This is a genomic window from Kribbella kalugense (genome assembly GCF_004365875.1).
Classification (GTDB): Bacteria; Actinomycetota; Actinomycetes; order Propionibacteriales; family Kribbellaceae; genus Kribbella; species Kribbella kalugense.
In genome coordinates this window covers 249,496-263,269 of sequence record NZ_SODF01000003.1, presented here as the reverse complement: position 1 = coordinate 263,269, position 13,774 = coordinate 249,496, and the positions used below count along the sequence as shown (strand labels likewise).

Annotated in this window: 11 protein-coding genes; 5 read left to right on the top strand and 6 right to left on the bottom strand. The window is 67.2% G+C overall.

The genetic code is table 11. The features are described from left to right. The first annotated feature begins 33 nt into the window (after nucleotides 1-33). Together EV650_RS32545 and hpf are read left to right on the top strand one after the other, a co-directional pair. Nucleotides 34-723 (top strand): ComF family protein, encoded by a 690-nt coding sequence (locus EV650_RS32545; RefSeq protein WP_134123002.1) that lies wholly within the window; start codon nucleotides 34-36, stop codon nucleotides 721-723. A 238-nt stretch (nucleotides 724-961) separates the two neighbouring features. Beyond that, complete coding sequence (gene hpf, locus EV650_RS32540) at nucleotides 962-1,588, top strand: ribosome hibernation-promoting factor, HPF/YfiA family (protein WP_134123001.1); 627 nt, start codon at nucleotides 962-964, stop codon at nucleotides 1,586-1,588. 66 nt (nucleotides 1,589-1,654) lie between these two features. On the opposite strand, the gene EV650_RS32535 is transcribed toward hpf, so the two are convergent. Beyond that, nucleotides 1,655-2,461: a S1 family peptidase gene (locus EV650_RS32535; protein ID WP_134123000.1), complete on the bottom strand. Its 807-nt coding sequence runs from the start codon at nucleotides 2,459-2,461 to the stop codon at nucleotides 1,655-1,657. Nucleotides 2,462-2,672: 211 nt separating this feature from the next. Between EV650_RS32535 and EV650_RS32530 the strand changes: the two genes are divergently transcribed. The 3 genes from EV650_RS32530 (at nucleotide 2,673) to EV650_RS32520 (ending at nucleotide 8,555) form a co-directional block, all read left to right on the top strand. Beyond that, nucleotides 2,673-3,821, top strand: coding sequence for a winged helix-turn-helix domain-containing protein (locus tag EV650_RS32530; RefSeq protein ID WP_134123873.1), 1,149 nt, complete (start codon nucleotides 2,673-2,675; stop codon nucleotides 3,819-3,821). A 202-nt stretch (nucleotides 3,822-4,023) separates the two neighbouring features. Continuing rightward, a complete protein-coding gene (gene secA, locus EV650_RS32525; RefSeq protein ID WP_134122999.1) occupies nucleotides 4,024-7,014 on the top strand; it encodes a preprotein translocase subunit SecA in 2,991 nt (996 codons plus the stop codon). A gap of 635 nt (nucleotides 7,015-7,649) precedes the next feature. Continuing rightward, nucleotides 7,650-8,555, top strand: coding sequence for an NAD(P)H-dependent flavin oxidoreductase (locus EV650_RS32520; RefSeq protein WP_238174622.1), 906 nt, complete (start codon nucleotides 7,650-7,652; stop codon nucleotides 8,553-8,555). Here EV650_RS32520 and EV650_RS32515 read toward each other — a convergent pair. Genes EV650_RS32515 through EV650_RS32495 form a run of 5 tightly spaced genes read right to left on the bottom strand, consistent with a single transcriptional unit; the run spans nucleotide 8,519 to nucleotide 13,759 of the window. Continuing rightward, nucleotides 8,519-9,808 (bottom strand): alpha-glucosidase/alpha-galactosidase, encoded by a 1,290-nt coding sequence (locus EV650_RS32515; protein ID WP_134122997.1) that lies wholly within the window; start codon nucleotides 9,806-9,808, stop codon nucleotides 8,519-8,521. The two genes, EV650_RS32520 and EV650_RS32515, sit on opposite strands and share 37 nt — an antisense overlap. Further along, complete coding sequence (locus EV650_RS32510) at nucleotides 9,805-10,725, bottom strand: carbohydrate kinase family protein (protein WP_134122996.1); 921 nt, start codon at nucleotides 10,723-10,725, stop codon at nucleotides 9,805-9,807. The genes EV650_RS32515 and EV650_RS32510 overlap by 4 nt, the downstream gene beginning before the upstream one ends. Before the next feature lie 3 nt (nucleotides 10,726-10,728). Beyond that, entirely contained in the window at nucleotides 10,729-11,547 is an 819-nt protein-coding gene (locus EV650_RS32505; protein WP_134122995.1) for a carbohydrate ABC transporter permease, read from the bottom strand. After that, complete coding sequence (locus tag EV650_RS32500) at nucleotides 11,544-12,467, bottom strand: carbohydrate ABC transporter permease (RefSeq protein WP_134122994.1); 924 nt, start codon at nucleotides 12,465-12,467, stop codon at nucleotides 11,544-11,546. The genes EV650_RS32505 and EV650_RS32500 overlap by 4 nt, the downstream gene beginning before the upstream one ends. After that, entirely contained in the window at nucleotides 12,467-13,759 is a 1,293-nt protein-coding gene (locus EV650_RS32495) for an ABC transporter substrate-binding protein (RefSeq protein WP_134122993.1), read from the bottom strand. Before EV650_RS32495 ends, EV650_RS32500 begins: the two co-directional genes overlap by 1 nt. Between the last annotated feature and the right edge of the window lie 15 nt (nucleotides 13,760-13,774).

The window sequence follows — 13,774 nt, the reverse complement described above, 5'->3', positions numbered from 1 at the left end:
CGGCCGGCGGGGTGCTTCGCCGATCGTGGTGCGGTGCCGGGCCGGGACGCGTTCGTGGATCTGGTGCTGGGCGGCCGATGTGCGGGCTGCGACCGGCCCGGAGTAACTCTCTGTGATGGTTGCCGGGGGCTACTGACCGGTCTGACTCCGTTCCGTGCCTGGCCCGACCCGCGGCCGCCCGGACTAGCTCCGCCGACCGCCGCCGCGCCGTACGCCGATGAGCTGCGAAGCCTGATCCTGGCCCACAAGGAGCACGCGCGGTACGCCCTCGCCAGACCGCTCGGTCAGCTTCTGGCGACCGCCGTACGAACGGCCCTGGGGGACCGGCGGACCTGCCACTTGTGTCCGGTGCCGTCGCCACGGGCAACGGTCCGGCAGCGCGGGCACGATCCGCTCCGGCGGATTACGAAGGCTGCCGTCAGATCCCTGCGCAGACAGGGAATCGACGCTTCGCTGGCCGACGCGTTGCGAGTCGTACGGCGTCCCGACGACCAGGCCGGGCTGTCCGCTGAACGGCGTACGGTCAACCTGGACGGGGCTTTCGGGCTGCGTTCGCGCTGGGCTGAAACGCTGACGGATCAACCGGTCCTGCTGGTCGACGACGTGATCACCACCGGTTCCACGCTCACCGAAGCCTGCCGGGCCTTGGAATCCAGGGGGATTCCGGTCCTCGGTTGTGCCGTGCTGGCCGCCACCCGACGGTATTCACCGTCTGGTTCATGAGAACTTCTCTACCGGTTTTCGCCGAAGCCGACTAGCGTTGGCCTATGACACCCGCACGGGCTTGTCGGGCAGTGGAGTGGCGCAGGACCGGATCAGCCGGATTCCTGGCCGCGGAGTCCGACCGGCTTGCTGGCGGGTGTTCTCGTTTCGGGCGCCCCAATCGCCACCAACAGAGCGAGGACAAGACCGACGGGGGTCCGGAGACGTAACAGAGAGTCGCCGATCGATGGAGGTTTCCGTGGACGTCGTTGTCAAGGGTCATCACTGCGAAGTCAGTGACCGCTTCCGGCAGTACGTCGAGGAAAAACTCGAACGGATCGAGAAGGTCGATCACCGGGTACTGCGGTGCGAGGTGGAAGTCAGCCAGGAGAAGAACCCGCGACAGCACGATCGGGCGATGCGTGTCGAACTCACCATGTACACCAAGGGTCCGGTGGTCCGCGCAGAGGCGTGCGGTGAGACCAAGCAGGCGGCGTTCGACGTCTGCCTGGACCGGCTCCGGTCCCAGGTCCGCAAGGCGGCCGACCGGCGCCGGGTGCACCGTGGTGAGCGCGGGCCGGAAGGCCTGCGGCACGTGAACGCGAAGCAGCCGCTCAACGGCAACGCGCCGGCAATGGAGGAACCAGTCGCCGAGGACGAGGTGGCGACACACAAGTACGGATCTGTCCTGGTTACCGGCGACGGTCCGCTGGTGATGCGGGAGAAGACCCACACCGCCAAGCCGATGACCCTTGACCAGGCCCTCTACGAACTCGAACTGGTCGGGCACGACTTCTACCTGTACGTCGACGCCGACGAGAACCAGCCGAGTGTCGTCTACCGCCGTCGCGGTTACGACTACGGCGTGATCCGTCTGGCCAACTAGACCGCGGGAGGAGCACAGACGAAGGGGCCGAGCGTCGCGCTCGGCCCCTTCGCTGTGTGCGAGCTGTCAGCTGTCGATCTGCTGCTGCAGCTCCGCGGCGTACGTCGCGACCTCGGCGTACACCCCGGGGTTGCCGGCGTCCGCGCAGCCGACGCCCCAGGAGACGACGCCGAACAGGCGGCCGTTCAGCACCAGCGGGCCGCCGGAGTCGCCCTGGCAGGAGTCCTTGCCGCCGTCCTCGTAGCCGGCGCAGATCTCGCCGTCAGCGGTGTAGCCCTCGCTCGCGTACACATCCGAGCAGTAGTCGTCACCCAGCACCGGTACGTCGACCTTCTGGAAGGTGTCCGCCGGGCCGGTGTCCTCGGTGTCGCCCCAGCCGTAGACGACCGACGCCGCGCCGGTCGTGTCGGCCGCCTTGTCGGTCTCCAGCGGCAGCGTCGGTACGCCGTCGAACGGCGTGGCCAGCGTCAGTACGGCGACGTCGTGGCCGGGCTGCTGGCCGTACTGGGGGTCCACCCAGATGTTGCTGATCTTGGATTCCTTGCCGGTGGACGTGTCGCTCAGCACGTCCCGGCCCTGGATCGCGGTGTAGGTGGACGCGGGCTCGGTGGTGCAGTGCGCCGCGGTGACGATCTTGTTCGCCGCCACCAGCGTCGACCCGCAGTACTCACCGGTCGGGTCGGGGGAGCCGCTGTTGGACAGCTGGATGGCCCAGGGCGTGTCGGCGGTGTGGGCGACGGTTCCGCCAACGATCCGGTTCGTGGGTCCACCGGGCTTCTGCGCAGCCGATGCTGAGGTCACCCCACCGACGGCCGCCGCGGTCAGTACGGCGGCCGTCAGGGCAGCGCGAACCACATGCTTCTTTCCTGTCATGCCTCACTCCAGGGTGATAGGGGCCGCACGGGCGGACGGCCTCCCTGGCAGCGTCTCCCGGATACGGTCCGTAGCGCACCTCCCACTTTCGGTAACTCGGGAGTTATGCCCATGAATTCTGTCGGCGGCACCCGGCAGAATTCAGCAGGTGACTACGCAGGTGTTGTCGACGGCTCAGGCTCGGCGGGTGGCGCTGGCGGCGCAGGGGTTCATGGACCCGCGGCCGAAGGGTGTGCCCGACGCGCGGGCCCTCGCCCGGGTGCTGGGCCGGATCGGGCTGATCCAGATCGACTCGGTCAACGTGCTGAGCCGGACGCAGTACCTCCCGCTGTACTCGCGGCTCGGGCCCTACCCGCGCGATCTGCTGGACCGCGCGGCCGGGAAGGCGCCGCGGCGACTGGTGGAGTACTGGGCGCACGAGGCGTCGCTGATCCCGGTCGAGACGCACCCGCTGATGCGCTGGCGGATGGCTCGTGCGACCACCGAGGCGTGGGGCGGACCGCGGTCGATCGCGAAGGAGCGGCCGGATCTGATCAAGCAGGTGCTGTCCGACGTCCGGAACCACGGCCCGCTGACCGCCCGCGAGATCGACGACGACGTGGAGCGTTCCAAAGACAACTGGGGCTGGAACTGGTCCGACGTGAAGCGGGCGCTGGAGTTCCTGTTCTTCGCCGGCGAGATCACGGTCGCGCGCCGCAACCAGCAGTTCGAGCGGATGTACGACGTACCGGAGCGGGTGCTGCCGAGCGCCGTGCTCGACACCCCGACGCCGTCCGTGGCCGAGGCGCACCGCGGGCTGGTGTCGATCGCTGCCAAGGCGCACGGGGTGGCGACCGCGCAGTGCCTCAGGGACTATTTCCGGACCTCGGTGGAGGCGACCCAGCAGGCGATCGCCGAGCTGGTCGAGGAGGGCGAACTCCTGCCGGTCCAGATCGACGGCTGGAAGCGCCCGGCGTACCTGCACAAGGACGCGCGACTGCCACGCCGGGTGAACACGCGGGCGTTGGTCAGCCCGTTCGACTCGGTGGTGTTCGAGCGGACCCGGACCGAAGTCCTGTTCGACTTCCACTACCGGATCGAGATCTACGTCCCGGCCGAGAAGCGCATCCACGGGTACTACGTGCTGCCGTTCCTGCTCGGGGACCGGCTGGTCGGCCGTGTGGACCTCAAGGCCGACCGCACCGGCGGCGTGCTGCTGGTTCAGTCGGCGCACGCGGAGCCGAAGGCGCCGGTGGAGACAGCGGACGAGCTGGCCGCCGAGCTCGTCCAGCTGGCCGGATGGCTCGGGCTGGACCAGGTCCGGGTGGCCGGTGGAGGTGACCTCTCGCCAGCGCTCAGTGACGCTCTGCGTGGTTTCTGAACGTACGCTGGGAACTTTCCGGCGCGCTCGCACGTGGGTCCGGTAGGGCTCGAGGCACGCTGCGGGCGTGGCTTGGCACACCCGGCCCCGTACGATGGGGGGCGCACGCCTTCCCGCTGCGGTTGGTCGTGTCCTGTCGGCGTTCGGCCGCACCCAGGCTTCAGCACCCAGGCTTCAGCACGCAAGGAGAGAACTCCCCACCATGAAGGTTGTCGACAAGGTCCTGCGGATCGGCGAGGGCAAGATCCTTCGCGAGATCAAGGGCATCGCGAACATGGTCAACTCCATCGAGGACGACTTCGTCAACATGTCCGACGAGGACCTGCGTGGCCAGACCGCGGACTTCAAGCAACGTGTGGAGAACGGGGAGTCGCTGTACACGCTGATGCCGGAGGCGTTCGCGGTGGTCCGCGAGGCCGCCAAGCGGACCCTGCACCAGCGCCCGTACGACGTCCAGATCATGGGTGGTGCCGCGCTGCACCTGGGCAACATCGCCGAGATGAAGACCGGTGAGGGCAAGACGCTGGTCGGCACCCTCCCGACGTACCTGAACGCACTGTCCGGCAAGGGCGTGCACGTGGTCACGGTGAACGACTACCTGGCCAAGTTCCAGGCCGAGTGGATGGGCCGGGTGTACCACTTCCTCGGCCTCGACTACGGCGTGATCATGCCGGAGATGACGCCGGCCGAGCGCCGGATCGCCTACGCCAAGGACATCACTTACGGCACCAACAACGAGTTCGGCTTCGACTACCTGCGCGACAACATGGCCGGCAGCATCGAGGACTGCGTCCAGCGCGAGCACAACTTCGCGATCGTGGACGAGGTGGACTCGATCCTGGTCGACGAGGCCAGGACCCCGCTGATCATCTCCGGACCGGCCGAGGACTCCCAGCGCTGGTACGTCGAGATGGCCCGGATCGCGAACTCGCTGAAGGCCTGGACGCTGGCCGACGAGGCCGAGCTGAAGAAGAAGAACCCGCGGATCACCGACCTCGAGATCGACGACACCAAGCGCCGGGTGGCCGACTACGACGTCGACGAGAAGAAGCGCACGGTCGCCATCCTCGAGCGCGGCATCGAGAAGGTCGAGGACCGGCTCGGTATCGACAACCTGTACGAGTCGGCCAACACCCCGCTGATCAGCTACCTGAACAACGCGCTGAAGGCCAAGGACCTGTTCCACCGGGACAAGGACTACGTGCTGGCCGGCAGCCAGGGCTCCGAAGAGGTCCTGATCGTCGACGAGCACACCGGCCGGACGCTGCACGGCCGCCGCTACAACGAGGGTCTGCACCAGGCGATCGAGGCCAAGGAGAACGTCGAGATCAAAGAGGAGTACCAGACCCTCGCGACGATCACCCTGCAGAACTACTTCCGCCTCTACGACAAGCTGGCCGGCATGACCGGTACGGCGATGACCGAGGCGGCCGAGTTCGACAAGACCTACAAGCTCGGCGTGGTCCCGATCCCGACCAACAAGCCGATGATCCGCGCCGACGAGCGGGACCTGATCTTCCGGACCGAGGACGCCAAGTTCGACGCCGTGGTCAAGGACATCGTCGACGTGCACGCGACCGGTCAGCCGATCCTGGTCGGCACCACCTCGGTGGAGAAGTCCGAGCGGCTGTCCCGGCAGCTGCTCAAGGAGAACATCGCCCACGAGGTGCTGAACGCGAAGCAGCACGCGCGCGAGGCCGCGATCGTGGCCGAGGCCGGCCGCCGGAACGCGGTCACGGTGGCCACCAACATGGCCGGTCGTGGTACCGACATCATCCTCGGCGGCAACCCGGAGTTCCTGGCCGACAAGGAGCTGCGCGCCCGCGGTCTCGACCCGGCGGAGTCCCCGGAGGAGTACGAGGCGGAGTACCCGAACCTGCTCGAGCAGTTCGAGAAGCAGGTCAAGGAGGAGCAGGAGGAGGTCCGCGAACTCGGCGGCCTCTACGTCCTCGGCACCGAGCGGCACGAGTCGCGGCGGATCGACAACCAGCTCCGCGGCCGGTCCGGCCGTCAGGGCGACCCGGGCCTGTCCCGGTTCTACCTGTCGCTCGAGGACGACCTGATGCGGCTGTTCAAGCGCGAGATGGTCGACTGGGCGATGTCGCGCAACAACGACGACACCCAGCCGCTGGAGAACAAGGTCGTCACGAAGGCGATCGCGTCGGCGCAGTCCCAGGTCGAGGCGCAGAACTTCGAGACCCGGAAGAACATCCTCAAGTACGACGACGTGATGAACCGCCAGCGGCACGTCGTGTACGACGAGCGCCGCCGGGTGCTCGAGGGCGCCGACCTGCACGAGCAGGTGAGCGACATGCTCGAGGAGACCGTCACCGGGTACGTGCAAGGCGCGACCGCGGACGGGTTCGCCGAGGACTGGGACCTGGACGCGCTGTTCACCGCGATGAAGACGCTGTACCGCAGCGAGCTGACCGAGGAAGAGCTGATCGAGGAGGCCGGCGGCGAGAAGGCCGGCCTGACCCAGGACTTCCTGGTCGAGCGGTTCCTCGAGGACGCCACCGCGGCGTACGAACGGCGTGAAGAGCTGCTCGGCGAGGAGGCGATGCGTGAGCTGGAGCGGCGCGTCGTGCTGAGTGTGCTGGACCGCAAGTGGCGCGAGCACCTGTACGAGATGGACTACCTGCGCGAGGGCATCGGCCTGCGCGCGATGGCGCAGCGCGATCCCCTGGTCGAGTACCAGCGCGAGGGCTACGACATGTTCGCCTCGATGATGGAGTCGATCAAGGAGGAGTCGGTCGGGTTCATCTTCAACGTCGAGGTCGACATCGAGGCGATGCGGGCCGAGATGGAGCTCGCCTCCGAGGCGGAGCTGGCCGACGAGGACAGCCTGACCGGCCGCCGGATCGAGGACATCCTCACCCCGGGCGCACCGGTCGCCGAGTTCGCCGGCCGGACCGACGGCGAGGACGAGGAGCGGCCGCAGGACACCACGCGGCCGCGGGACGCGCCGCGCCTGCGGGCCAAGGGACTGACCAACCAGCCCCGCCAGCAGCGCCTGTCCTACTCGGCCCCGACCATCGACGGTGACGACGAGGTCGCTCAGCACGAGGACGCCGTCGAGGACGGCAAACTCGAGTACGCCGGCACCCCGCGCAACGTCGCCTGCCCCTGCGGCTCCGGCAAGAAGTACAAGCGCTGCCACGGCGACCCCCAGTCGGACGCCTACAAGTTCTGACCCAACCCCCAACGGCCGGCCCCGGACCAACCCGGCGCCGGCCGTCCCCTTTCCAACCCCCGGCCCCCACGTCCCGGAACCTGCGACACCTAGTCGGGTCCGGAGACAGGTAATAACAGGTCCCCACCCACCGGTTCCTGTCTCCGCCGACCGGTTCCTGTCCCAGCCGACCGGTTCTTGTCTTCGCCCTGTCAGGCGGCTGGCGCCGGCCGGCGTTGTCCCGGGGCCGGGCTGGATTCCGCTGGACTGGGGAGGATCTTGTGCCGTTACGGGTACAAGATCCTCCCCACATCGGTCGCGGCGTGGGGCGACGGCGGCGTCAGGCAATGGTCGGCCGCCGTGTGTCGGGGGTTGGGACACTTCCTTGGGACTGGAGACAGGAAATAACAGGTCCTAGCCCACCGCTTCTTGTCTCCACCCACCGGTTCCTGTCTCAGCCCACCGCTTCTTGTACTCACCCACCGGTTGCTGTCCCAGTCCACCGATTCTTGTGCTCGCGTACCGGTTCTCGTCTGCGCCGACGGGTGGGTGGGGGTGTGGGGTTTGCCATGGCGCGGGGAGAAGGGGTGTGGTGGTGTGGGGGTATGTGGCTGAGTGAGAAGTTTGGGTCGGGGGTGCCGGTGGTGGGCGCGCCGATGGCTGGGGTTAGTGGGGGTCGGCTGACGGCGGCGATCTCGGCTGGTGGTGGATTGGGGATGCTGGGGGCCGGGTCGGCGGTGACCGCTGACTGGATTCGCACCGAGGGGGCGATCGCTGCCGCGGGTGGGAAGCCGTACGGGGTTGGGCTGATGGCCTGGTCTGTGGCGGAGCAACCGGAGCACTTCGATGCGGTGCTGGAGTTGAAGCCCGCACTGGTATCGCTCAGCTTCGGCAACTACCGGCCGTACGTCGAACCGCTGCGACAGAACGGGATCGTCGTCGCAACCCAGGCCGGAACGGTCGCCGATGCGCAGGAGGCGATCGACGCCGGGGTGGACGTGATCGTTGCCCGCGGCGCGGAGGCCGGCGGCCACGGGCGGAACGCGGTCGGCACACTGCCGTTGCTGCAGGCAATCTTGGAGCTCACAGAACTGCCCGTGCTCGCAGGTGGCGGGATCTCAGGCCCGCGAGGATTGGCTGCTGTGCTGGCTGCCGGCGCGGCCGGCGGTTGGATCGGCACCGCATTCCTCACCTGCCAAGAAGGACTGACATCTCAGCCAGTCCGCGAGCGGGTGATCGAGGCTGACGAGACCGACACCGTCTACGGCACAGTCTTCGATGCGGCGTCGCGCGCCGGCTGGCCGGATGAGTTCGGCGGTCGCGCGCTCCGCAACGCGTACTTCGACACCTGGGAAGGCCACGAGCAGGACCTGAAGTCCGACGACGCCGGCCACGCCGAGTACGTCGAAGGCACCAAGGCCGCCGACCCGGCCCGCGCTTCGATCTACGCGGGCCAGGGCGTCGGCGCACTGACCGGTCAGCCGACCGCGGCCGAGGTTCTCGCCGGCTTCGCGACGTACCGGACCTACCTGAGTGCCGCCCTCAACGATGGATCCAAGTAGTTGTGGTGAGCAACAACCAGGTCATTGCACAGCTCCCAGATCTGCTCGACCGGTAGCGCGGCCGCGGTCGCCGGATCGACCATGACGGCCTGCCGGATCGCGCGTGGGTCTTGTTCGATCGCAGCCTGTACGGCGAGTTCGGCGACGTTGAGGTACGAGCGGTTGAGCGCCGCGCACTGAGCCGGCAGGGCTCCGATCGAGGTCGGCTGCACTCCCGAAGCGTCAACCAGGCAAGGGACTTCGACGACCGCGCCGGCCTGCAGGTTGCTGATCAGGCCGGTGTTCGGCAGGTTGCCGTACACGGTCCGCGGCGTACCGGTCACGATGCTGTGGATGATCTGCGGCGCGTATTCCATCGTCGACTCGACCACCACCGGCTCGCCGGCCTTCAGTGCGCTCCGGGTCTGCTCGTACGACGCAAGATTCTCCGCGACGATCTCCAGGTAGGCGCCGATCGGCAACCGCAGGCGGTCGACTTCTGAGGCATGGCCGAGATACCACGGCACGTACTCCGACGAGTGCTCACTCGTCTCGGTCGGATAGAACCCGAGCCGCCGATACATGTCGACCCGCACCCGCCGCCGCAGCTCCGGATCCGCCGCGATCGCCTCGTCCAACCGGTCGTACAGGTTCTCGGCCCCGCGCTCGAACCGCAGTACCCACGACTGATGGTTCACCCCGCCGGCCAGATACGTGACGTCGTCATACGGTACGCCGACCAGCTCCGAGAGCCCCTGCATCGTCCAGTACACCGAGTGGCAGAGCCCGACCACATTCCGCACCCCAAGAGCCTTCAGATACCAGACGTTCATGACCATCGGGTTCGTGTAGTTCAGTAGCCAGGCATCCGGGCAGACGTCCGCGATGTCGTTCGCGAGCCCACGCAGTACCGGGAACGTCCGCAGCGCCCGGAACACCCCGCCGACGCCGAGGGTGTCCCCGATCGTCTGCCGGATTCCGTACCGGGCCGGGATCTCGAAGTCGATCCGGGTCGCGGCGTTCATCCCGACCTGGACGATGTTGATCACGAAGTCCGCATCCGCCAGGGCCGCACGTCGCTCGAGATGCGTGGTGATCTGCACCGGCCGGTCCTGAGCCAGGTACGACGCAGCTGCGGCGGCCGTGTCGAGCCGCTCGGGATCGATGTCATGCAAGGCGATGTGCAGTTGACCCAGGTCGAGGCCGAACAGGTCGGCCAGCAGGCCCTGCGTGAAGACCACACTGCCCGCACCGATGAAAACAACCTTCGTCATGTCGTCACGCTTTCGATTGCTAGGTCCCAGTCAGGTTGAGCCGCCGTACCGCCGGCGGCGCGGGTCGACAAGGAGCCACAGGCTGCGGCGATGGCCAGTGCGCGGTCGGGTCGTGATCCGTTGAGTACGGCGGCCACCCAGCCGGCGTCGAAGCTGTCGCCGGCGCCGACCGCGTCGACTGTGTCCACCTTCAACGCCGGTGCGGTGATGACCTTGGACCCGTTGTGGGCCAGGGCGCCGTCGACGCCGTTCTTCACAACCACCAGCGGACCGCGGCGAGCCAGGATGCCGGCGGCATCTGTGACGGAGTGATGCCCAGTCAGCGCCAGCGCCTCGGCGGCATTAGGCAGGAAGTAGTCCGTGACCCGGAGGATCGGATCGAGGAGCATCCGTTCCCAGCGGCCGCTCGGGTCGTCGTTCGGATCCAGTGAGGTGGTCGCCTTCGCGGCCTTCGCCTCCTTGAAGATCCCCGCCAGTCCGGCCGCCAGCGCAGGCAGCAGGTAGAAGGACGCCGCGTGGACGTGCCGTGCTGACCGGAGCAATGATCGGGGTACGTCGTCCGCGCTGATCGCGGGCAGACATCCGGGCGAGGTGAGGATCGCGCGATCATCACCCGAGGTCAGGATCGTGGTCAGGGGAGTCGGCAGCGTTTCGTCGACGACCAATGCGTCGACGTTCACTCCGCGATCGGCAAGCGACGTACGCACGAAGTCGCCCGCCGGATCGTCGCCGACCCGCCCGGCGAACGCCACGCTGAGCCCAAGCCGGGCCGCGCCGCACGCCATGATCGAAGCCGAGCCGCCGAGCACGAGCGACCCGGTCGGAACCAGCCGCTCCCGCTGACCGAACACGATCGGTTGAGCGACCGGCCCGACCACGACATCAGGGTTAGCGTCACCAATGACAAGCAGGTCCATGAATCAGCCTTTGAGTCCGGAAGAAGCCAGAGAGCGGATGAACGCCTTCTGGGCAAGGAGAAATCCCAGCAGCACCGGCAGCACGGTGATGACGTTTCCGGCCATCACGGCGGACCACTGGGTGTGGTGCTGGCCCTGGAACGTGGTCAGTCCCAGCTGGAGGGTGTACGTCGAGTCGCTGTTGATCGCGATCAACGGCCAGGTCAGGTCGTTCCAGGTCGCGAGGAACGTCAGTACGGCGACTGTGCTCAACGCCGGCCGGGCCAACGGCAGCACGATCGAGACCAGGATCCGCAACCGGCCGCACCCGTCGATCCAGGCCGCCTCCTCGAGTTCACGCGGCAACGAGACGAAGAACTGCCGGAAGAGGAACACGGACAACGGCGTGACCAGCGACGGGACGATCAGCGCGCCGAGCGTGTCGATCAGGCCCAGGTCCTTCATCACCAGGAACGTCGGGATCATCGTCAGCTGGAACGGGATCACCATCGTCGCGAGCATCAGCCCGAGCACGACCTTCGACCCGGCGAACCGGATCCGCGCGAACGCGTACCCGCCGAGCGACCCGAGCACCAGGTTCGCCGTGACCGCGACCGCCGAGACGATGAACGAGTTCAGGAACCACCTCGGAAACAACGCGTTCCCGAGCACGTACCGGTACCCGTCAAGCTTGATCCCGTGCGGCCACAATGCAGGTGGGAATCGATTGATCTCCGCGTTGCTCATCACCGAACTCACCAGCAGCCACACCAACGGCAACGCGAACAACACTGCCAATGGCGCCAGTACGAAATGCCAAGCACTAAAGGGCAATCGCTTCATCGCGCGACCCTCCGCCGGTAGATCTGCAAGGCCACGCCGACCACGAGCAACGCGACCGCCAGCGTGTACGCCGCCGCCGCGCTATAACCGGCCGTGAAGGTCTTGAACGCCTTCTCCCAGATGAAGTAGACGATCACCGTCGTCGACCCGAGCGGACCGCCCTTAGTGGTCACGAAGACCAGGTCGAACACCTGCAACGCGTTGATGGTCTGGAACAGCAGCAGGAAGATTGTCACCGGCGTCAACGCAGGCAGCGTGACATGCCGCAGTACGCCCCATCGTCCGGCGCCGTCGATCCGCGCCGCCTCGACCAGGTCGCTGGAAACCCCTTGGAGTCCAGCCAGATAGACGATCACGCAGAACCCGGTCCCGCTCCACAACGAGATCGCGACCAGCAGATAGAGCGCCTGACCCGGATCACTGAAGAAACCCTGCGCGGGCAGCCCGACCTTGTGCAGCACGGAGTTCGCAACCCCGAACTCCGGGTCGAGCACGAACGAGAACAGCACACCCTGCGCCGCCGCCGACACCACGAACGGCACGAAGACCAGCGTCCGGTACACCCCGATGAACGCGATCTTCCGATCCAGCGCGATCGCGATCGCCAATCCCGCGACCACACTCAACGGCACGTACAACACCGTGTAGATCAAGGTGTGCGAGACCGCCGACCCGAACGCGGGATCCTTCAGCAACGCCTTGTAGTTGGCCAACCCGACCCACTGCGAAGGCGACACCAGATCGTTCACCTGGAACGACAACAGCAACGACCACAGCACCGGTACGACGCTCAGCCCGAGAATGATCACTACCGACGGACTGACGAACGCCCACCCGGTCGCACCTTCACCCCGAGCCCGCCGTTTGGCCGCGGCCCGGCTCCGCGGGTCGACGGTGAACGTACCGACCACGCTGGCCATCAGCTAGGCACCGCCAGCACCTGGTTGCATTGGTCAACAGCCTGCTTCAACGCATCCGCAGGACTCTGTTTCCCGAGTAGTACGGCGGCAATCGCCTCACCCACATGCTGCGAGATCTGCGGGTACGTCGAGATTGTCGGCCGCACCTTCGCCGTGTCGAGGGCGGTCACGAACACCTCCAGACCGTTCGTCTCGGCGGAATGCTTCTTCCACTGCGGCAGCTCGGCCGTGGCCTTGGTGATCGGCAGGCTGCCACCCTTCACGTCCCACTGGATGTCCTGCGCCGGCTCGGCCAGCCAAGCGACGAACTCGGTCGCCGCCTTCACCTTCGCCTTGCCGTTGTCGAAGATCGTCCACGTGTCCGGACCAGAGATCGTCACCGGCTTCCCGGAGTACGACGGCAGCGGCACCACGCCGTACTCAAGTCCATTGTCGTTCAGCTCGGGGAGCTGCCAGGGGCCGGTGGCAACCATTCCCATCCGGCCGCCGAGGAAGACCTGATAGAGCTGCTCGCTGCCCGGCTTCGGGTCGACGTACAACGACTTGTCGGTGCGGAGTCGGTCGAGCGTGCCCAAGGCTTGCGCGCCGACCGAGTCGAAGCCGACCTTCTTGCCGTCGCCGCTGACCACGTCGCCGCCGAGGTCCCAGATCATCGGCCAGATCCGCCAAACCGTGTCCTCGTCGCCGACGCCGGGCCAGCCGGTGCCGAAGATTCCCTTGGCCGGGTTGGTCAACTGCTTGGACATGGCAACGAAGTCGTCCCAGGTCCAGCCGGCCTTCGGCGCCGGTACGCCGGCCGCGGCGAACAGTTTCTTGTTGTAGACAACGCAGAGCGAGTCGAGTAGGGCCGGCGCGGCCCGGACCTTGCCCTTCACACTGACCGCGTCCTTCGCGGCCGGCCAGTAGTCGTCGATCTTGAGCTGACCGGTGAGGTCGGCGACCTTGGGGCTCTTGGTCAGGCTGGCGAGGTCCGACCCGAAGATGTACGCGATGTCCGGGTAGGACCCCGCCGCCAGCCCGGCGGTGACCTTCTGCAGCATGCTGTCCGAGGTGACCCCGCCACCGCCGCCGACCACCTTGATCTTCGGGTGAGTCTTGTTGAACGCCGTGATCAGGGCGTCGATCGCGGCCTTGCCGGTGTCGACCTGACCGTGCCAGAGGTCGAGCGTCACGACCCCGTTCGGGTCGGCCCCTTCGTCGTCGTTCTTACCGCAGGCGGCGAGGGTGCCGGCAACTGTTGCGGCGGCCGCTGCCCGGAGGACGTCGCGGCGGGACAGAGTTCGAGCATGCATGAGGGTCTCCAGAGC